The organism is Vibrio renipiscarius (assembly GCF_000827885.1).
GTDB lineage: Bacteria > Pseudomonadota > Gammaproteobacteria > Enterobacterales > Vibrionaceae > Vibrio > Vibrio renipiscarius.
The window spans coordinates 1-16,941 of sequence record NZ_JTKH01000006.1; the positions used below are offsets into that span (position 1 = coordinate 1).

Genomic DNA, 16,941 nt, shown 5'->3' on the forward strand with positions numbered 1-16,941 from the left:
AAATCGCCTTGAACCTGCAGTTTCCCCGCGGCTAGACGGAACGACCCCGTGAACCTTTACTACAGCTTGGCACTGAACATTGACCCTACATGTGTAGGATAGGTGGGAGCCTTTGAAGCAAGTACGCCAGTATTTGTGGAGGCAATCTTGAAATACCACCCTTGTATGCTTGATGTTCTAACGTTGGCCCCTTATCGGGGTTACGGACAGTGCCTGGTGGGTAGTTTGACTGGGGCGGTCTCCTCCCAAAGAGTAACGGAGGAGCACGAAGGTGGGCTAAACACGGTTGGACATCGTGTGGTTAGTGCAATGGCATAAGCCCGCTTAACTGCGAGAATGACGGTTCGAGCAGGTACGAAAGTAGGTCATAGTGATCCGGTGGTTCTGTATGGAAGGGCCATCGCTCAACGGATAAAAGGTACTCCGGGGATAACAGGCTGATACCGCCCAAGAGTTCATATCGACGGCGGTGTTTGGCACCTCGATGTCGGCTCATCACATCCTGGGGCTGAAGTCGGTCCCAAGGGTATGGCTGTTCGCCATTTAAAGTGGTACGCGAGCTGGGTTTAGAACGTCGTGAGACAGTTCGGTCCCTATCTGCCGTGGGCGTTGGAAAATTGAAAGGGGCTGCTCCTAGTACGAGAGGACCGGAGTGGACGAACCTCTGGTGTTCGGGTTGTCACGCCAGTGGCATTGCCCGGTAGCTAAGTTCGGAATCGATAAGCGCTGAAAGCATCTAAGCGCGAAGCGAGCCTTGAGATGAGTTTTCCCTGGCACTTTAAGTGCCCTAAAGGGTTGTTCGAGACTAGAACGTTGATAGGCAGGGTGTGTAAGCGCTGTGAGGCGTTGAGCTAACCTGTACTAATTGCCCGTGAGGCTTAACCATACAACACCCAAGGGGTTTTGTAGGACTCAATACAAGAACATGATTGAATGTGTGTGAGAACATAAGACAGCTTTCCAGATTAATTTTGCTTTCAGTTTTTTATAAAAGCTGAAGGTAAAAGAAGAATTTGCTTGGCGACCATAGCGTTGCGGACCCACCTGATTCCATGCCGAACTCAGAAGTGAAACGCAATAGCGCCGATGGTAGTGTGGGGTTTCCCCATGTGAGAGTAGGACATCGCCAGGCTTTAAATTTCGTTTTTAGATAGACCATCTAGAAACAAAATGGACGCTTACTACGGTAAGTTTGCCACTGCGGAGTGGTAGTTCAGTTGGTTAGAATACCGGCCTGTCACGCCGGGGGTCGCGGGTTCGAGTCCCGTCCACTCCGCCACTATTTTGAGAGTCGTCTCTTTAAACACGAAGATAGGGGTGTAGCTCCAATTGGCAGAGCAGCGGATTCCAAATCCGCGTGTTGGGAGTTCGAATCTCTCCACCCCTGCCATATACTAAGCCTCAGCAGAAATGCTGGGGCTTTTTTACGTCTGTAATATTTGTATTGGTTCCAATTGGTAGAGCAGCGGATTCCCCGAATATCAAATAGCGCGTGTTGGGAGTTCGAATCTCTCCACCCTGCCATATACTAAGCCTCAGCAGAAGTGCTGGGGCTTTTTTACGTCTGTAATATCTGCATCGACTTCAATTGGCAGAGCAGCGGATCCCCCGAATATCGAATAGCGCGTGTCGGGCGTTCAAATCTCTCCACTCCAGCCATATACTAAGCCTCAGCAGAAATGCTGGGGCTTTTTTACGTCTGTAATATCTGCATTAGCTCCAATTGGTAGAGCTGCGGATTCCCCGAATATCAAATAGCGCGTGTCGAGTGTTAGAATTTCATCCACTTCGCTATTTCTCGAATCTCATTCTCAGATTTCAGCTTGCGGTTGTGCAACAACCCGTAACACTTCTCTTTTAAGCTCTAAAACTACGCTGACATTCACTGAAGTTCTAATGACGCAGGTTGTTTACTATACAGCCAGTTCAAGGAATAAGGTGCCCTATGAAATTTAACACTAAGCTAGTGATTACATCACTTATCTCTATCCCTTTGCTTGCGGGTTGTACCTCGCCAGGTGAAGATGACCCTAATGCTGCTACTAAGCAAGGAGCGGTCGGGGGAGCGCTGCTAGGGCTAACGATGGGCGCATTGATGGGTGAACCTGATTTGGCTGTAAAAGGCGCGATTGCCGGTGGCGTTGCAGGAGGAGTCGCAGGCTCAAGTCAAGATCTGCAGAGTAATAGAGAGAATATACGTCATGATAGTCGCAATAGTGCCATCGCCGCGCTGGGAAGCGATGATACATCAGTTCGTCAACAGAACTGGCAACAGTTAGAAAACTTTGTGGGTGAATGGAATGTGGGCATTCAGAATCATATTGTGACGATTGATCATCAAAAGATCACGGCAGAAGGAAGGCTCGCTTCCTTTTCGACTGCTAACGTCAACATTGCCAACCCGCAGGGGCTCAATTTAAATGCGTCTTTTAGTTATGATGCCAGCAGTGGTCATCAGCTAGAGATTAATAATTTAGGCAAAAATGTATCGGTGCGTTTTGCTGGAGAGTCAGACGCAAACAGCAATAAGGTTTTATTTTATCCCACCAATGTCGATGATGTTATCTATGCGGATATTGAAACGGCGGATATTCGTCTTGAATTAAGTTTCGTTGGCCATCAGATTTGGCTCATTGATAGCTATGCCTATGTTGAAGGTCGTGAGCAAAAACTGCAAACATATCGCTTTACGAGAATGGGTTAATTTGGCTTAAAGCCGTCTCATGTTAGTTTGCGGCATAAACAAAAAAGCCCCGCTCATAGAGCGGGGCTTTTGTATAATCAAAGAGCGATTATTTTAGCATTGCAGCATTGCCGTTTTCACGGATATGCTTAAGGATGCCTTTAACGCCACGAGCACTTGAAGCAACGATGTTGCCTGATGCCATGTAGTCAGTGCCGCCAGCGAAGTCTGTAACGATAGCGCCAGCTTCACGAGCGATAAGCTCACCTGCTGCCATATCCCAAGGTTTTAGGCCTAGTTCAAAGTAACCATCAACGCGGTTTGCCGCTAGGTAACATAGGTCTAGAGCTGCAGAACCAGTGCGACGGAAATCAGCGCAGTCAACAAATAGAGCAGATAGGATCTTGAAGTAAGATTCAGAATGCTGCTTTTGTTTGAATGGGAAACCAGTTGCAAGGATAGTACCTTGAAGGTCTTTAACTTGTTTTACGCGAATACGAGCGTTGTTCAGCTGAGCGCCAGAACCACGTTGAGCAGTAAATAGCTCGTTAAGCATTGGATCGTATACACACGCTACTTCAGTTCGGCCTTTAATGCGAACTGCGATAGATACTGAGAAGTGTGGTAGACCTTTAACAAAGTTAGACGTGCCATCCAGTGGGTCGATGATCCATTGTACTTCTTTATCACGGCCGTCGATAACGCCGTTTTCTTCAGCAACGATACAGTGGTCTGGGTAAGACGCTTTAATTGTATCGATGATCATTGCTTCCGCTTCTTTGTCTACGTTAGTAACAAAGTCGTTCGTGCCTTTTAGAGAAGATTCAATCTTCTCAACATTTTCAAGTGATTTGGCAATGTGGTTGCCAGCTTTTCGTGCAGCACGAATAGCGATATTAAGCATTGGATGCATACTAATTTCCCAACGGATGTTAAAGAACAGAAAAACGGCCGGAAGTATAACAGAATAAATAACAAATGGAAGTGGTTAAATTTCGTACTGTTGAGTCATGGGATTAAATCCCTGCGATGATTTTGATCGGCAATGTGATAATATCTCGCAGCTTTATAATGCGATAGGTAATCGGTCATGCTCAACAATGTCAAAGTAGTTTTAGTTGGTACTTCTCACTCAGGTAACATAGGCTCGGCTGCACGAGCAATGAAAGTGATGGGGCTAACTAACATGGTTTTGGTCGACCCTCAATGCGAGGTAGATGACCAAGCAACCGCTCTAGCGGCTGGTGCGAGTGATATCGCTCTCAATGCTCAAATTTATCCAACGCTTGAAGAAGCGGTGGCCGATTGTGCTTTGGTTGTTGGCTCAAGCGCACGTTCACGTACATTAGATTGGCCTATGCTTGAGCCACGTGAATGCGGTGAAAAATGTGTCATCGAGGGACGTACGGCAAACGTTGCTATCGTCTTTGGTCGCGAGCGTACTGGACTGACAAATGATGAGTTACAGACTTGTCATTACCACGTTTGTATCCCTGCGAATCCAGAATATAGCTCGTTGAACTTGGCAATGGCCGTTCAAACGATCAGCTATGAAATTCGTGTTGCGCACCTTGCAGAAGAAAAGCTGGGTTTTACAGAAAGTACGCTTCCGGAATATCCTCGCCATAAAGAATTGGAATTGCTGTATCAGCACCTTGAAAAAGTCATGGTTGATACCCAATTTATTTCTGAAGAGCAACCTGGAAAGGTTGTGAATAAATTACGTCGTTTATTCAGTCGCGCACGTCCAGAATTACAAGAGATTAATATCTTACGTGGAATTTTGACCGCCGTTGAAAAAAACATTCGTCGTTGATTTGTTCGTTTCGCTATCTTCCCGTAATACCTGACTAAAATGGTCAAATTAATACTTGACCATTTTAGTCAGGTATGAAAAGATTCATACCACATGAACAATGTGGATATGGTGTTATATGAGACTTACATCGAAAGGAAGATACGCAGTTACCGCTATGCTAGATGTGGCGTTACATTCTCAGCAAAACCCTGTGCCGCTTGCCGATATTTCTGAACGACAAGGTATTTCTCTGTCGTATTTAGAACAACTGTTTTCAAAACTACGTAAAGCCGGCTTGGTTGCTAGTGTTCGTGGTCCAGGAGGTGGATATCGCCTTGGTGCAGAAGCGCACACTATTGCGATTGGAACCGTCATCGCCGCTGTAGATGAATCCGTTGATGCAACAAAATGCAACGGTAAAGGTGATTGCCAAGGTGGCACTCGCTGTCTAACGCACACATTGTGGCGAGATTTAAGCTCGCGTATCAGTGACTTTCTTAACAACATCACCTTGGGTGAGTTGATGAAAGACAATGAAGTCATCTCAATTTCTGACCGACAAGATATCGATCTTGCGGTAAACCATAGCTTAACCAATCGCGACTCTTTGAGTGCGGCTATGGGAATAAATGTCCGCTCATAAGCGGCCAGTAAGTTTACATTGGAGTAAAGAATGAAACTGCCGATTTATCTTGATTATTCAGCAACTTGTCCGGTTGACCCGCGTGTGGCTGAAAAGATGGTTCAGTGCATGACGATGGATGGTACGTTTGGTAATCCAGCGTCACGATCACACCGTTACGGTTGGCAAGCCGAAGAGGCAGTCGATAATGCTCGCGAACAAATCGCTGAGCTGCTGAACGCAGACCCTCGTGAAATCGTATTTACTTCTGGCGCGACTGAGTCTGACAACTTAGCCATTAAAGGCGCTGCGCATTTCTACGAGAAAAAAGGTAAGCACGTCATTACCTGCAAGACTGAACATAAAGCAGTACTGGATCCTTGTCGCCAACTTGAGCGTGAAGGCTTTGAAGTGACTTACTTAGCGCCTGAAGCAAATGGCCTGGTTGATCTTGATAAACTTCAAGCCGCAATGCGTGAAGATACCGTACTGGTTTCTATCATGCACGTGAACAACGAAATTGGCGTAATCCAAGATATCGCAGCGATTGGCGAATTATGTCGCGAACGCAAGATTATCTTCCATGTGGATGCCGCGCAATCAGCGGGTAAAGTTGTGATTGATGTACAAGCGATGAAAGTAGACCTTATCTCGCTATCAGCGCATAAAGCCTACGGCCCGAAGGGCATCGGTGCACTGTATGTTCGTCGTAAACCACGCATTCGCCTAGAAGCGCAAATGCACGGTGGCGGCCATGAACGTGGTTTCCGTTCAGGTACACTCGCAACGCACCAAATCGTCGGTATGGGTGAAGCTTTCCGCATTGCAAAAGAAGAATTACAAAAAGATTACGATCATGCCTTAGCACTTCGTAACCGTCTATTTAATGGCGTGAAGGATCTTGAAGCGGTAACGGTAAACGGTGACTTTGATCAACGTGTACCACATAACCTAAACATCAGTTTCGCTTTTGTTGAAGGTGAATCGCTACTGATGTCACTGAAAGACCTTGCTGTTTCTTCAGGCAGTGCATGTACATCGGCAAGCCTAGAGCCATCATATGTTCTTCGTGCTCTTGGCCTGAACGATGAGTTAGCACACAGTTCAGTTCGTTTCTCATTTGGTCGCTTTACGACGGAAGAAGAAGTGGACTATGCAATTGAACAAATCCGTGTAGCGGTTAATAAGCTACGCGACATGTCTCCTCTATGGGATATGTACAAGGAAGGGATCGACTTAAACACGGTTGAGTGGGCACACCACTAATCAGTTTGCGTCCCAATTGATGTAGATGTAGAGGATTCGAGGTAGATATTATGGCGTACAGCGAAAAAGTAATTGATCATTATGAGAACCCACGTAACGTTGGTTCTTTCGATAAAGAAGATCCATCAGTAGGCAGCGGCATGGTTGGCGCTCCTGCATGTGGTGATGTGATGAAACTTCAAATTAAAGTAACACCGGAAGGTATTATCGAAGATGCGAAGTTTAAAACTTATGGTTGTGGTAGTGCGATTGCTTCAAGCTCATTGGTAACAGAATGGGTAAAAGGTAAATCAATCGATGAAGCCGCAGCAATCAAAAACTCTGAAATTGCCGAAGAGCTAGAACTGCCACCAGTAAAAGTTCACTGCTCAATCCTAGCGGAAGATGCAATTAAAGCAGCAGTTGCTGACTATAAGAAGAAACATCAGTAAACTCGACTTTGTCATGATGGGAGCTGGCCTCCCATTTTATTGGTAATAGAAACAATCAAGGTGCAGTATGGCCATTACATTAACAGATGCAGCAGTTAGCCGTATCAGTGCTTTCCTAGAAAATCGTGGGAAGGGCGTGGGTTTGCGTCTCGGTGTAAAAACGACAGGTTGTTCGGGTATGGCTTATGTACTTGAGTTTGTCGATGAGCTAAATGAAGAAGATGAAGTTTTTGAGCACAAAGGTGTCAAAGTCATCATCGATCAAAAAAGCCTCGCATACCTTGACGGCACAGAGCTTGACTACGTAAAACAAGGCTTGAATGAAGGCTTTGAGTTCAATAACCCGAACGCGAAAAGTGAATGTGGCTGTGGTGAAAGCTTCAACGTTTAATGATTGATCTCCTGCTTGCGAAAGTGGGAGAGATTGCCAAAGGCTAGATTTAGATGAATCACTTCGAATTATTTGGGCTACCAACTCAGTTCAGTCTGGATGGTAGCCTTCTTTCTTCTCAGTTCCGAGAACTGCAAAAACGTTTTCATCCTGACAATTTTGCGACTGCTTCTGAGCGTGACCGCTTGATGGCAGTGCAAAAAGCAGCGCAAATTAACGACGCTTATCAAATTTTGAAAAAGCCGCTTTCGCGTGCAGAATATTTGATTGCCCAAAATGGCATCGAATTGCATGGTGAACAGCAGACTCTACAAGATCCTCTGTTTCTCATGGAGCAAATGGAATTACGTGAAGAGTTGGAAGAGATCCCTGGTGGAACGGATCCTGAAGCTGCATTGTTTGAGTTTGATGAAAAAGTGACTAAAACGTACAAGCAGCAGTTGGTCGAGATCGAAAAAGAGCTTAATGCCGCTCAATGGATTCTTGCCGCTGATCGTGTACGTAAGCTTAAATTTATTGCCAAATTAAAACATGAAATCGAGTTAGTAGAAGAAAAACTACTCGGTTAACCTCAGAGCAAGGACTAACAATGGCGTTACTTCAAATTGCAGAACCGGGCCAGAGCTCGGCACCTCATGAGCATAAATTAGCTGCCGGTATTGATCTCGGCACAACTAATTCATTGGTTTCGACGGTTCGTAGCGGTAATGCTGCGACATTAGAAGACGACCAAGGCCGTCGTATTTTGCCTTCTGTAGTTCATTACACCAATGATTCGGTTTTGGTTGGACATGAAGCACTGGCGCATTCAGAACAGGATGCTGCTAATACCATCATTTCAGTTAAGCGTCTGATTGGCCGTTCATTGACGGACATAAACCAGCGCTACTCTTCTCTGCCTTACCAGTTTATTGCCAGTGATAATGGTTTGCCTATCTTACAAACCGCGGGTGGCAATAAGAATCCGATCGAAATATCTGCAGACATTTTAAATGCGTTGAAAGTCCGTGCTGAAACCACACTGGGTGGCGAGTTAGCGGGGGTGGTGATCACTGTACCGGCTTATTTCGATGACGCTCAGCGTGCAGGAACAAAAGATGCGGCTAAACTGGCGGGTCTTCATGTTTTACGCTTGCTGAATGAGCCGACCGCTGCTGCGATTGCTTATGGCTTAGATTCTGGTCAAGAAGGCGTGGTTGCGGTTTACGACCTTGGTGGCGGCACATTTGACATCTCGATCTTACGTTTATCGAAAGGCGTATTTGAAGTGTTAGCGACCGGTGGGGATTCGGCTCTTGGTGGTGACGATTTCGACCATCTATTGGCTGAGCACTTATTGGCGCAAATGGGCATCGAAGCCCCATTATCAGCAGAGCAAAACCGTACACTGCTCAATGCTGCGCAAAAAGTGAAGCAATCATTCTCTACTCAAGACGTCGCGGATGTGAATGTTCTTGATTGGCAAGGTTCGGTTACACGTGAAGAGTTTGAAGACTTAATTCGCCCACTCGTGAAGAAAACATTGATGTCATGCCGACGCGCATTGAAAGATGCCGAAGTTGAGCTAGAAGAAGTCAACGAAGTCGTTATGGTGGGTGGTTCAACTCGCACATTGTTGGTACGTGAAATGGTCGGCGAATTCTTTGAACGCGCGCCACTTACCAGTATCAACCCGGACGAAGTGGTCGCTATTGGCGCTGGCATTCAAGCCGATATCCTTGTGGGTAACAAACCGGATTCAGAGATGTTATTGCTGGATGTTATTCCGCTTTCGTTGGGTATTGAAACCATGGGTGGTTTGGTGGAAAAAATCATTCCACGTAACACCACGATTCCGGTTGCACGAGCGCAAGAATTTACCACATTTAAAGATGGTCAGACTGCGATGACCGTTCATACCGTACAGGGTGAACGTGAAATGGTCGACGATTGTCGTTCATTAGCGCGCTTCTCATTAAAAGGCATTCCCCCAATGGCGGCGGGTGCAGCGCATATTCGAGTGACTTATCAAGTGGATGCTGACGGCCTATTGTCGGTAACGGCAATGGAAAAGAGCACCGGTATTCAATCAGAAATTCAAGTGAAGCCTTCTTACGGTTTAAGTGACAATGAAGTCGCTAATATGCTGCGTGATTCGATGACGTATGCCAAAGAAGACATGCAAGCTCGTGCTCTCGCAGAGCAACGTGTTGAAGCGGATCGTGTGATTGAAGGTTTGATCGCTGCGATGCAAGCAGACGGTGAAGAATTACTGACAAGCGAAGAAGAACAAGCGCTACTGAAAGTGATTGAGACCCTTATTGAACTGCGCAACGGTGATGATGCCGATGCGATTGAGTTAGGAATTAAAGCGACGGATAAGGCAAGCCAAGAGTTTGCGTCTCGTCGTATGGATAAATCGATTCGAGCTGCGCTATCAGGTCAGTCAGTCAATGATATTTAAGAGTAGAAGTTATGCCTAAAATTATCGTATTACCTCATGAAGACTTATGTCCTGAAGGTGCTGTATTAGAAGCTCAAGCGGGCGAAACAGTATTGGATGTGGCACTAAAGAATGGTATTGGAATTGAACATGCGTGTGAAAAGTCGTGTGCTTGTACTACTTGCCACATTATTGTTCGCGAAGGCTTTGACTCATTAGATGAAAGTGATGAGCTAGAAGATGACATGCTTGATAAAGCGTGGGGTTTAGAGCCGGAATCTCGTCTAGGCTGTCAGGCCCGAGTAGCAAAAGAAGATTTAGTGGTTGAAATTCCACGTTACACTCTAAATCACGCTTCAGAAGACCATTAATGTTCTTTGAGCTGAATTTAACGTTTGTTTATTGTCATGCATTTGATGATTTACGATAAATTCAGCTATCTTGAACAATATTAATACTCGATTTTAAGGAAGACGACGAATGAAATGGACCGATTCACGCGATATTGCGATTGAGCTGTGTGACAAATTCCCCGACACGGATCCAAAAACCGTGCGTTTTACCGATTTGCATCAATGGATTTTAGAGTTAGATGATTTTGAAGATGAACCGAATCATTCCAATGAAAAAATTCTTGAAGCGGTGATTCTTTGTTGGATGGATGAAGCGGATTAAAGCGCGATGTTATGCATCGTCAAAAAGTATTAAAAAAACGGGCCTTATGGCCCGTTTTTTTATCCAATTGACATTTTTGCGTGACATAATGCTAACATCGAACCTCAATACCCAAGTCTGCCTTAATGCTTACTCGAGAGGATTTTGGTATAGAGAAAAAGGCGTAGTCAGCGCCATAATTAAGACAAGGAGAGACCATGTCTACACAGATGTCGGTATATTTAAGCCAAGCTGAAGCTGCGGCAAGTTGGGGTAATAAAGCGCTCGTTTCTTTTACTGAACAAGGCGCGACAGTTCATTTGGCTGAAGGCCACGATCTTGATGCTATTCAAAGAGCGGCACGAAAAATTGTCTCACAAGGTATTACAAATACCGCGCTCGAAGGTCAGGGGTGGGATTTGGAAGCGATTTGGGCATTTTTCCAAGGATTCCGAGAACCAAAGAAAAACACCAATGTGACGTGGAAACCTCTGGAAGAGGTTCAGCAGGCAGAGTTAGAAGCTCGCATTCAAGCAACGACATTCACTTGTGACATCATCAACAAGTCGGCGGAAGAAGTTGCCCCTCGCCAATTGGCGACGATGGCGGCGGAGTTTATCAAATCCGTTGCCCCTGAAGGTTCGGTCACGGTTCGTATTGTAAAAGATAAAGATCTCCTCACGGAAGGTTGGGAAGGTATCTATGCCGTTGGCCGCGGCTCAGAACGCACCTCTGCAATGTTACAACTTGATTTCAACCCAACAGGGGATGAGAACGCACCCGTGTATGCCTGCTTGGTCGGTAAAGGGATTACCTTTGATTCAGGCGGTTACAGCTTAAAGCCATCTAACTTTATGACCGCGATGAAATCCGATATGGGCGGTGCTGGTACGATCACGGGTGGGTTGGGTCTTGCGATCATGCGTGGTTTGAATAAGCGCGTAAAACTGATCCTATGTTGTGCGGAGAATATGATCTCAGGTCGCGCACTCAAGCTAGGCGATATCATTACTTATAAAAATGGTAAAACCGTTGAAATCATGAACACCGATGCGGAAGGTCGTTTGGTTCTGGCTGATGGTTTGATCTACGCCAGTGAGCAAAAACCAGAGTTGATCATCGATTGTGCCACTTTAACGGGTGCGGCGAAAAACGCATTGGGGAATGATTATCACGCTCTGATGAGCTTTGATGAATCGCTTTCTCATCAAGCACTAACTTGTGCCCGTGAAGAAAACGAAGGCTTATGGCCATTACCTGTTGCTGAGTTCCACCGTTCAATGCTGCCTTCTAATTTTGCCGATTTATCGAATATCTGCAGCGGCGATTACTCGCCAGGCGCTAGCACGGCGGCGGCATTCCTGTCTTACTTTGTTGAAGATTATCAAAAAGGTTGGCTGCACTTTGATTGTGCGGGCACCTATCGTAAAGCGGCATCGGACAAATGGGGCGCAGGTGCAACCGGTATGGGGGTACGCTCATTAGCTCGCATTTTGGTCCAATAAATAGACGATCAATATGAGCAGCATTTAGACTGCAAATAAAAATAGAAGAGAAGTAGAGGGAGATCATATGGCTCTAGAAAGAACGTTTTCCATCGTAAAGCCGGATGCGGTAAAGCGTAATTTGATTGGTGAAATTTACAATCGTTTTGAAAAAGCAGGCTTAAGCGTTGTCGCGGCAAAAATGCTCCATCTCAATGATGAGCAAGCTAGTGGCTTTTATGCAGAGCATGAAGGTAAAGAATTTTTCAATGACCTCAAAGCATTCATGACGTCGGGGCCAGTGATGGTTCAAGTTCTTGAAGGTGAAGAGGCGATCACTCGCTATCGCGAGTTGATGGGTAAAACCAACCCTGAAGAAGCGGCATGTGGCACCATTCGTGCGGATTACGCATTGAGTATGCGTCATAACTCTGTTCATGGTTCCGATAGCCCTGAATCTGCTGCGCGTGAAATTGCGTTCTTCTTCCCTGAGTCAGAGATTTGCCCACGCTAATTTCAATCAGCAAGAGTTAGAATGAAAAGAGCCTCAATCGAGGCTCTTTTTTTTGTTTGTCGTATTACAACATATCGAGAGCTTTCTCTATTGCCGCAATAACTCGTTCGGCATCGTTTTGATCGTTGTAAATGGCAAAAGAGATTCGCACAGTCCCCGCGATGCCCAGTGCATCCATCAATGGATGTGCGCAATGGTGACCTGCACGTACGGCAATACCTTGTTGGTCGAGTAATGTGGCGATGTCTTGATGATGAACGCCATCGACCACAAAAGAGAGCACCGATGCATTTGGCTGGTAGCCGATGACTCGGATATCGTCATGCTGACAAAGCTGCTGGTAAACGCGGTCTACTAAGGCGTGAATATGCGCTTCGACTTCTTCTCGAGTAAACTGTTCATACCATTTTATGGCGGTCGCGAGTGCAATTGCGCCAGCCACATTTGGGGTGCCCGCTTCAAATTTACCGGGAAGTTCGCTATAGGTTGTGCCAGAAAAAGACACTTTCTCTACCATTTTTCCACCCCCATGCCATGGTGGCATGGCTTCTAGCAGATCAAGCTTGCCATAGAGCACGCCGATGCCCGCAGGCGCAAAAATCTTATGGCCAGAGAACACCAAAAAGTCGGCATTTAAAGATTGGACGTCGATCGCTTCATGAACGATGCCTTGAGCGGCATCAAGCACCACAACCGCGCCTTGTTGATGCGCAAGTTCAATCATCGCTTCAATAGGCTGACGGGTACCCGTGACATTTGTGGTGTGCGCGATCGCGACAATTTTTGTTTTCTCATTTAGTGCTTGCTGAAAGACATCCAAATCGAGATGACAGCCATCGCTCATGGCGACCTTAACGATTTTCGCGCCGGTTTGTTCCGCTACAATTTGCCATGGCACGATATTGGCGTGATGTTCCATTTCGCCAATAAGAATCTCATCACCCTCTTGCAGCGTATTGCGTGCGTAAGTTTGCGCGATCAGGTTCAACGCTTCGGTCGCACCGCGTGTCCAGATAATCTCCTTCTCGCTAGCCGCATGGATAAAGCGTGCGACGCAAGCGCGTGCGGCTTCAAATTGACTGGTGGCTTGAGCCGTTAAGCTATGGCTTCCACGATGAACATTGGCATTTTGGATACTGTAATAGCGGCTAATGGAATCGATCACCACTTGGGGCTTTTGTGTCGTCGCCGCGCTGTCGAGATAGACCAATGGCTGGTGGTTGATGGTTTGGTTTAACGCTGGAAATTGTGCGCGAATAGAGGTGATATCGAGCATTAGCTTTCACCCAGTTCGTGATAGTGCAATACGGGCATCGTAACCATCGGCTCGGCGATAGACCAAGCATGCGCTTTACCGGACAGTTGAATGACGATTTCCATCGCAAATTCCAAGGCACTACCTGGTCCTTGGCTCGTCAGGAGATTGTGAGTGACATCGTAGGTAACACGCTTCACTCGCCAATTATTGGCTGGAATATGGCTTTGGAAATGAGGATGACAAGTCATCAAAGCTTTTGGGTAGAGTTGATGGTGTGCCAGTACTAAAGCTGGCGCGGCACAAATGGCGCCGACCAGTTTGCCTTCATACATTTGTTGGCGAACGATTTCGACCAATACTGTGCTATCACGGAACACTTCACTGCCACCCACGCCACCTGGCAAGATCACCGCATCGAATTCTTCATCAGCAATATCAACTAAGCGACAATCGGCGGTAAGAGTGACTCCGCGTGATGCTTTCATCGTCAGCTGGCCGGAAGACTCAGCACTGGCAACAACCACTTCGTAACCAGCTCGCACCATAATATCGATGATGGTGATCGCTTCCATTTCCTCACTGCCAGTGGCAATAGGAACTAATACTTTTTTACTCATAGGATTACCAACTCTGCTCTATCTGTTTGATGGCGTGATACAACTGCTCATTTACCGGTACATCAATACCATGGGTGCGTGCCGTTTTAATCAGATGCCCCGTGATAAAGTCTATCTCGCTTGGTCTTTGATGCGCAATATCTTGCTCCATAGAAGAGTAGTTATTCGCCGTCGCCTCAATGACATCGTTTACGGTTTTACGCAGGTGCTGCGCGTCAGCGTCAATGCCTTCGGCTTGCATCACCAGAGCGACTTCTGTTGTGATGCTATCTAATTGTGAGCGGTAGTGCACAGCGGCTAATTCGCCATTACGGATTTGATGCAGTGCAGTCAATGGATTGATGGCGCAATTGATCGCCACTTTATTCCACAGCGCTTGGTTGATTTGGTGCTGCCAGTGTACTTGAGGCAAAGCGTGATTGAGAACCTCGACCAAAAATTCACATTGTGTCCCTTTTTGATTGACCGCGCCTATCAACGTTTGCCCTTGGCCGGTATGAAGTACTTGTGTACTTGATGGGCGGTAGGCTCCGTGTGTTGTCGTCGCGAGTAAAAGAGGATTGTTAGGGAATAATGTTTGAGTTGCTTTCGCCGTACCCATGCCATTGTGCATTAATAGCAAAATGGCATCTTTATCTATATGAGGTGCAATCGATTCAAGAACATGCTGAACCTGTGGCGCTTTTAAAGTGACCAGAACCACATCTGCTTGCGCAAGTTGCTCAGTATGACCATTATGAAATTGAATCGCTGGGCATTCATCGCGTTGGATGGAAATGTGTGGGGAGGAGTTGCGGCTCCACAGGCAAACGTGGTGACCCGCTTGGATGAGATAACTCGCCCATAGAGAGCCAATCGCGCCTGGGCCAACAATGGCAAAGTTCATGAAAATGACCGATTTAGATTAATGGCAAAAGGATAATAGCCTGTACAAGGAAAGCAAATAAAAAAGGCACCCGAAGGTGCCTTTTATGCCAGATTAGCAATAATTAGAACTTGTAAGTAACAGCGAAATAGTGGCCAACACCTGATGATTCAAATGCGTCACTGTCTTTAATTCCGTAAACGTTATCGTAAAGCTTTAGACCATAACCGACTGCGAATTGCTTATTATGCCAATAAATACCATTGAACATTGATCCGCCAGTACTTGATGTGCTGTATTCGTCTTTCATACCAAATTGGTAATCTAAATAGCCCTGGTAAGTAATAAATGAGCCATTCTCAAAGAAAAAGAAAGGTTTGAACCAGTTGGTAGAAAATTGGTAGCCGTTCCAATCGTTTTGTTTTACATCATAGTTTGCGTAAAGGTTGAATTGCATTTTACCAAACCATGGCACCATTACATCAGAACCTAAACCAATCATCGATTGAAAACCAGGATCTTTCTCTGCCATGACGTAATTACCGTCACTATCTTTTTTGCTTGTTTCGATCGAGTATTTCGCGCCACCATCGATAACAGTGTAGTTTGCGATGTACAATTCTTGAACAGGACCAAATGATAGGTCAGAGCCAGTTAAAGCATCAAGGGATAGACGAGGTGCAAATTTAGCAAAGAGACGATCCTGACCCGACTTCTCACTATCATCGTCATCACTTAGGTTGAATACATCAACGTAGCCATACAGGTCGAACATACCCGAACGACCACCAAACTCCATCTCTAGGTAAGTGTGCTCAGTGTTACCTGGTTTTTCATCTATCGCGTGCATCAAGTTGAAGTTGATGAATTTACCATCATTTTTATGAATGTCATCAGAGTAATCAGCAGCAAAAGTTTGGCCTGACACGGCTGCCACAACGCCAAGAGCTAAAAGTGTTTTACGCATAAAAGAGTCTCTCAGGAAATAATGTGTGTTAATTCTTTATGTGGAAGTGGTTGCACAATCTAATCTGCTTTCACTTGTTGGGTGGGATAATAGCGATCTGTATCTTAAAAAAAAGTGCTCAACGTGTAAAAAATCATAAAACAGCCGATCTTGATCACATTTATTGTAAAATTTTTGCTAAGGATTGAACTTTTCATTTGATTGCATAAAAAGTGCGTAAGGTATCGATTACGCAAACGAGCGCGTAAAATTAGCTGTTCATCAAATAACCAACAGGAAAGGTGAATGATCGTGTTGGGTAGCCGTCGCGTATAAGTGTTCAAACAGATGTTGCAGGGTTTTTCGATGACAGAAGTGATGCTTTTTCCACTGGGTTCAGTGGTATTGCCTGAAGGTAAGATGAGGCTAAGGATATTTGAGCCTCGATATCAACGATTGGTCACGGAAGCGAGCAAGCGTGATGGTACATTCGGTATTTGCCTTTTTGAGCGTAATGAAGATAACCCCAGAGGAACACTCTCTCGCACGGGTTGCTTAGTGAAAATTGTTGATTTTGAGACGCTCGACGATGGTTTACTGGGTATTACGGTCGTCGGCTTAAAGCGATTTGAACTTGGGCGAGTAAGGGTGGATTTTGATGGCCTTCGCTTTGCTACGGTGGAATGGCTGCCGAGTTGGGATATTCATCAATTGAGTGATGAGAAACAATATTTAGCTCAGCAATTGCGGCATGTTTACCAGCGTTTCCCTCAAATAAGCGCGTTATATCAACAGTGCTATTTCGACGATGCCTCTTGGGTCGCTCAACGCTGGTTAGAATTGTTGCCAGTTGATTTACAGCGATTTGATTTTTTGACCCGCAGGAAGGATTGCCAAGAAGCAATGGACTATTTATCGCTAACAATTGATAAAGAGTGATCATTTTTTTGTGCGGAGCGTATACAGTTAAAACTAAACACCGCAAGGAAG

General features: G+C 45.7%; 18 protein-coding genes, 2 tRNA genes and 2 rRNA genes. 17 read left to right on the forward strand and 5 right to left on the reverse strand.

Going from position 1 to position 16,941, the window contains the following annotated elements; genetic code table 11:
* The 5 genes from OJ16_RS03165 to OJ16_RS03185 all read left to right on the forward strand — a co-directional run.
* Positions 1-886 (forward strand): 23S ribosomal RNA (locus OJ16_RS03165); the annotation flags it as partial.
* A 130-nt stretch (positions 887-1,016) separates the two neighbouring features.
* Positions 1,017-1,132 (forward strand): 5S ribosomal RNA (rrf, locus tag OJ16_RS03170).
* Positions 1,133-1,202: 70 nt separating this feature from the next.
* Positions 1,203-1,279 (forward strand) — tRNA-Asp (locus OJ16_RS03175).
* Positions 1,280-1,313: 34 nt separating this feature from the next.
* Positions 1,314-1,390, forward strand: a tRNA-Trp gene (locus OJ16_RS03180).
* A gap of 555 nt (positions 1,391-1,945) precedes the next feature.
* Complete coding sequence (locus OJ16_RS03185; RefSeq protein WP_040987392.1) at positions 1,946-2,704, forward strand: hypothetical protein; 759 nt, start codon at positions 1,946-1,948, stop codon at positions 2,702-2,704.
* Positions 2,705-2,792: 88 nt separating this feature from the next.
* Here the strand turns inward: OJ16_RS03185 and suhB are convergent, their stop codons facing one another.
* On the reverse strand, positions 2,793-3,596 hold the full coding sequence (suhB, locus tag OJ16_RS03190; RefSeq protein ID WP_040987395.1) for an inositol-1-monophosphatase: 804 nt from the start codon (positions 3,594-3,596) through the stop codon (positions 2,793-2,795).
* Positions 3,597-3,773: 177 nt separating this feature from the next.
* Here suhB and trmJ point away from each other — a divergent pair, with 177 nt between their 5' ends.
* The 11 genes from trmJ (at position 3,774) to ndk (ending at position 12,265) form a co-directional block, all read left to right on the forward strand.
* Entirely contained in the window at positions 3,774-4,499 is a 726-nt protein-coding gene (trmJ, locus tag OJ16_RS03195; protein ID WP_040987396.1) for a tRNA (cytosine(32)/uridine(32)-2'-O)-methyltransferase TrmJ, read from the forward strand.
* Positions 4,500-4,617: 118 nt separating this feature from the next.
* Positions 4,618-5,124: a Fe-S cluster assembly transcriptional regulator IscR gene (gene iscR, locus OJ16_RS03200; protein WP_040987399.1), complete on the forward strand. Its 507-nt coding sequence runs from the start codon at positions 4,618-4,620 to the stop codon at positions 5,122-5,124.
* Between the two features lie 30 nt (positions 5,125-5,154).
* The gene (locus OJ16_RS03205) at positions 5,155-6,369 is read left to right on the forward strand and encodes an IscS subfamily cysteine desulfurase (RefSeq protein ID WP_040987401.1); all 1,215 of its coding nucleotides are present in this window, start codon (positions 5,155-5,157) and stop codon (positions 6,367-6,369) included.
* 50 nt (positions 6,370-6,419) lie between these two features.
* On the forward strand, positions 6,420-6,800 hold the full coding sequence (iscU, locus tag OJ16_RS03210) for a Fe-S cluster assembly scaffold IscU (RefSeq protein WP_005592829.1): 381 nt from the start codon (positions 6,420-6,422) through the stop codon (positions 6,798-6,800).
* A gap of 67 nt (positions 6,801-6,867) precedes the next feature.
* Positions 6,868-7,191 (forward strand): iron-sulfur cluster assembly protein IscA, encoded by a 324-nt coding sequence (iscA, locus tag OJ16_RS03215; RefSeq protein WP_040987406.1) that lies wholly within the window; start codon positions 6,868-6,870, stop codon positions 7,189-7,191.
* A 53-nt stretch (positions 7,192-7,244) separates the two neighbouring features.
* On the forward strand, positions 7,245-7,760 hold the full coding sequence (hscB, locus tag OJ16_RS03220; RefSeq protein ID WP_040987408.1) for a co-chaperone HscB: 516 nt from the start codon (positions 7,245-7,247) through the stop codon (positions 7,758-7,760).
* Between the two features lie 20 nt (positions 7,761-7,780).
* A complete protein-coding gene (gene hscA / locus OJ16_RS03225) occupies positions 7,781-9,634 on the forward strand; it encodes a Fe-S protein assembly chaperone HscA (protein WP_040987410.1) in 1,854 nt (617 codons plus the stop codon).
* An 11-nt stretch (positions 9,635-9,645) separates the two neighbouring features.
* Positions 9,646-9,984 carry an ISC system 2Fe-2S type ferredoxin gene (fdx, locus tag OJ16_RS03230; protein WP_040987412.1) on the forward strand — a complete coding sequence of 113 codons (339 nt, stop codon included), beginning with the start codon at positions 9,646-9,648 and terminating at the stop codon, positions 9,982-9,984.
* Between the two features lie 109 nt (positions 9,985-10,093).
* Positions 10,094-10,288, forward strand: a complete 195-nt coding sequence (gene iscX, locus OJ16_RS03235) for a Fe-S cluster assembly protein IscX (protein WP_006711734.1) — start codon at positions 10,094-10,096, stop codon at positions 10,286-10,288.
* A 197-nt stretch (positions 10,289-10,485) separates the two neighbouring features.
* A complete protein-coding gene (gene pepB, locus OJ16_RS03240) occupies positions 10,486-11,772 on the forward strand; it encodes an aminopeptidase PepB (protein ID WP_040987415.1) in 1,287 nt (428 codons plus the stop codon).
* Positions 11,773-11,839: 67 nt separating this feature from the next.
* Positions 11,840-12,265 carry a nucleoside-diphosphate kinase gene (gene ndk / locus OJ16_RS03245; protein ID WP_006711732.1) on the forward strand — a complete coding sequence of 142 codons (426 nt, stop codon included), beginning with the start codon at positions 11,840-11,842 and terminating at the stop codon, positions 12,263-12,265.
* A 64-nt stretch (positions 12,266-12,329) separates the two neighbouring features.
* Here ndk and csdA read toward each other — a convergent pair whose 3' ends face one another.
* The 4 genes from csdA to OJ16_RS03265 form a co-directional block, all read right to left on the reverse strand.
* Positions 12,330-13,541 carry a cysteine desulfurase CsdA gene (csdA, locus tag OJ16_RS03250; RefSeq protein ID WP_040987417.1) on the reverse strand — a complete coding sequence of 404 codons (1,212 nt, stop codon included), beginning with the start codon at positions 13,539-13,541 and terminating at the stop codon, positions 12,330-12,332.
* Entirely contained in the window at positions 13,541-14,140 is a 600-nt protein-coding gene (locus tag OJ16_RS03255; protein WP_040987419.1) for a DJ-1 family glyoxalase III, read from the reverse strand. Before OJ16_RS03255 ends, csdA begins: the two co-directional genes overlap by 1 nt.
* A 4-nt stretch (positions 14,141-14,144) precedes the next feature.
* Positions 14,145-15,026: a 2-dehydropantoate 2-reductase gene (gene panE / locus OJ16_RS03260; RefSeq protein ID WP_040987421.1), complete on the reverse strand. Its 882-nt coding sequence runs from the start codon at positions 15,024-15,026 to the stop codon at positions 14,145-14,147.
* A 103-nt stretch (positions 15,027-15,129) separates the two neighbouring features.
* On the reverse strand, positions 15,130-15,972 hold the full coding sequence (locus OJ16_RS03265; protein WP_040987423.1) for a nucleoside-specific channel-forming Tsx family protein: 843 nt from the start codon (positions 15,970-15,972) through the stop codon (positions 15,130-15,132).
* A 345-nt stretch (positions 15,973-16,317) separates the two neighbouring features.
* Here OJ16_RS03265 and OJ16_RS03270 point away from each other — a divergent pair, with 345 nt between their 5' ends.
* Positions 16,318-16,890: an LON peptidase substrate-binding domain-containing protein gene (locus tag OJ16_RS03270; RefSeq protein ID WP_040988764.1), complete on the forward strand. Its 573-nt coding sequence runs from the start codon at positions 16,318-16,320 to the stop codon at positions 16,888-16,890.
* Positions 16,891-16,941 lie beyond the last annotated feature (51 nt).

What these genes read in the sequence shown, in the direction of transcription:
- csdA (WP_040987417.1), bottom strand. Translation starts at nt 13,541, where the DNA reads ATGCTCGATATCACCTCTATTCGCGCACAATTTCCAGCGTTAAACCAA.
- fdx (WP_040987412.1), top strand. Translation starts at nt 9,646, where the DNA reads ATGCCTAAAATTATCGTATTACCTCATGAAGACTTATGTCCTGAAGGT.
- suhB (WP_040987395.1), bottom strand. Translation starts at nt 3,596, where the DNA reads ATGCATCCAATGCTTAATATCGCTATTCGTGCTGCACGAAAAGCTGGC.
- iscR (WP_040987399.1), top strand. Translation starts at nt 4,618, where the DNA reads ATGAGACTTACATCGAAAGGAAGATACGCAGTTACCGCTATGCTAGAT.
- hscA (WP_040987410.1), top strand. Translation starts at nt 7,781, where the DNA reads ATGGCGTTACTTCAAATTGCAGAACCGGGCCAGAGCTCGGCACCTCAT.
- OJ16_RS03205 (WP_040987401.1), top strand. Translation starts at nt 5,155, where the DNA reads ATGAAACTGCCGATTTATCTTGATTATTCAGCAACTTGTCCGGTTGAC.
- OJ16_RS03255 (WP_040987419.1), bottom strand. Translation starts at nt 14,140, where the DNA reads ATGAGTAAAAAAGTATTAGTTCCTATTGCCACTGGCAGTGAGGAAATG.
- trmJ (WP_040987396.1), top strand. Translation starts at nt 3,774, where the DNA reads ATGCTCAACAATGTCAAAGTAGTTTTAGTTGGTACTTCTCACTCAGGT.
- hscB (WP_040987408.1), top strand. Translation starts at nt 7,245, where the DNA reads ATGAATCACTTCGAATTATTTGGGCTACCAACTCAGTTCAGTCTGGAT.
- OJ16_RS03265 (WP_040987423.1), bottom strand. Translation starts at nt 15,972, where the DNA reads ATGCGTAAAACACTTTTAGCTCTTGGCGTTGTGGCAGCCGTGTCAGGC.
- OJ16_RS03185 (WP_040987392.1), top strand. Translation starts at nt 1,946, where the DNA reads ATGAAATTTAACACTAAGCTAGTGATTACATCACTTATCTCTATCCCT.
- OJ16_RS03270 (WP_040988764.1), top strand. Translation starts at nt 16,318, where the DNA reads ATGACAGAAGTGATGCTTTTTCCACTGGGTTCAGTGGTATTGCCTGAA.
- iscA (WP_040987406.1), top strand. Translation starts at nt 6,868, where the DNA reads ATGGCCATTACATTAACAGATGCAGCAGTTAGCCGTATCAGTGCTTTC.
- panE (WP_040987421.1), bottom strand. Translation starts at nt 15,026, where the DNA reads ATGAACTTTGCCATTGTTGGCCCAGGCGCGATTGGCTCTCTATGGGCG.
- ndk (WP_006711732.1), top strand. Translation starts at nt 11,840, where the DNA reads ATGGCTCTAGAAAGAACGTTTTCCATCGTAAAGCCGGATGCGGTAAAG.
- iscU (WP_005592829.1), top strand. Translation starts at nt 6,420, where the DNA reads ATGGCGTACAGCGAAAAAGTAATTGATCATTATGAGAACCCACGTAAC.
- iscX (WP_006711734.1), top strand. Translation starts at nt 10,094, where the DNA reads ATGAAATGGACCGATTCACGCGATATTGCGATTGAGCTGTGTGACAAA.
- pepB (WP_040987415.1), top strand. Translation starts at nt 10,486, where the DNA reads ATGTCTACACAGATGTCGGTATATTTAAGCCAAGCTGAAGCTGCGGCA.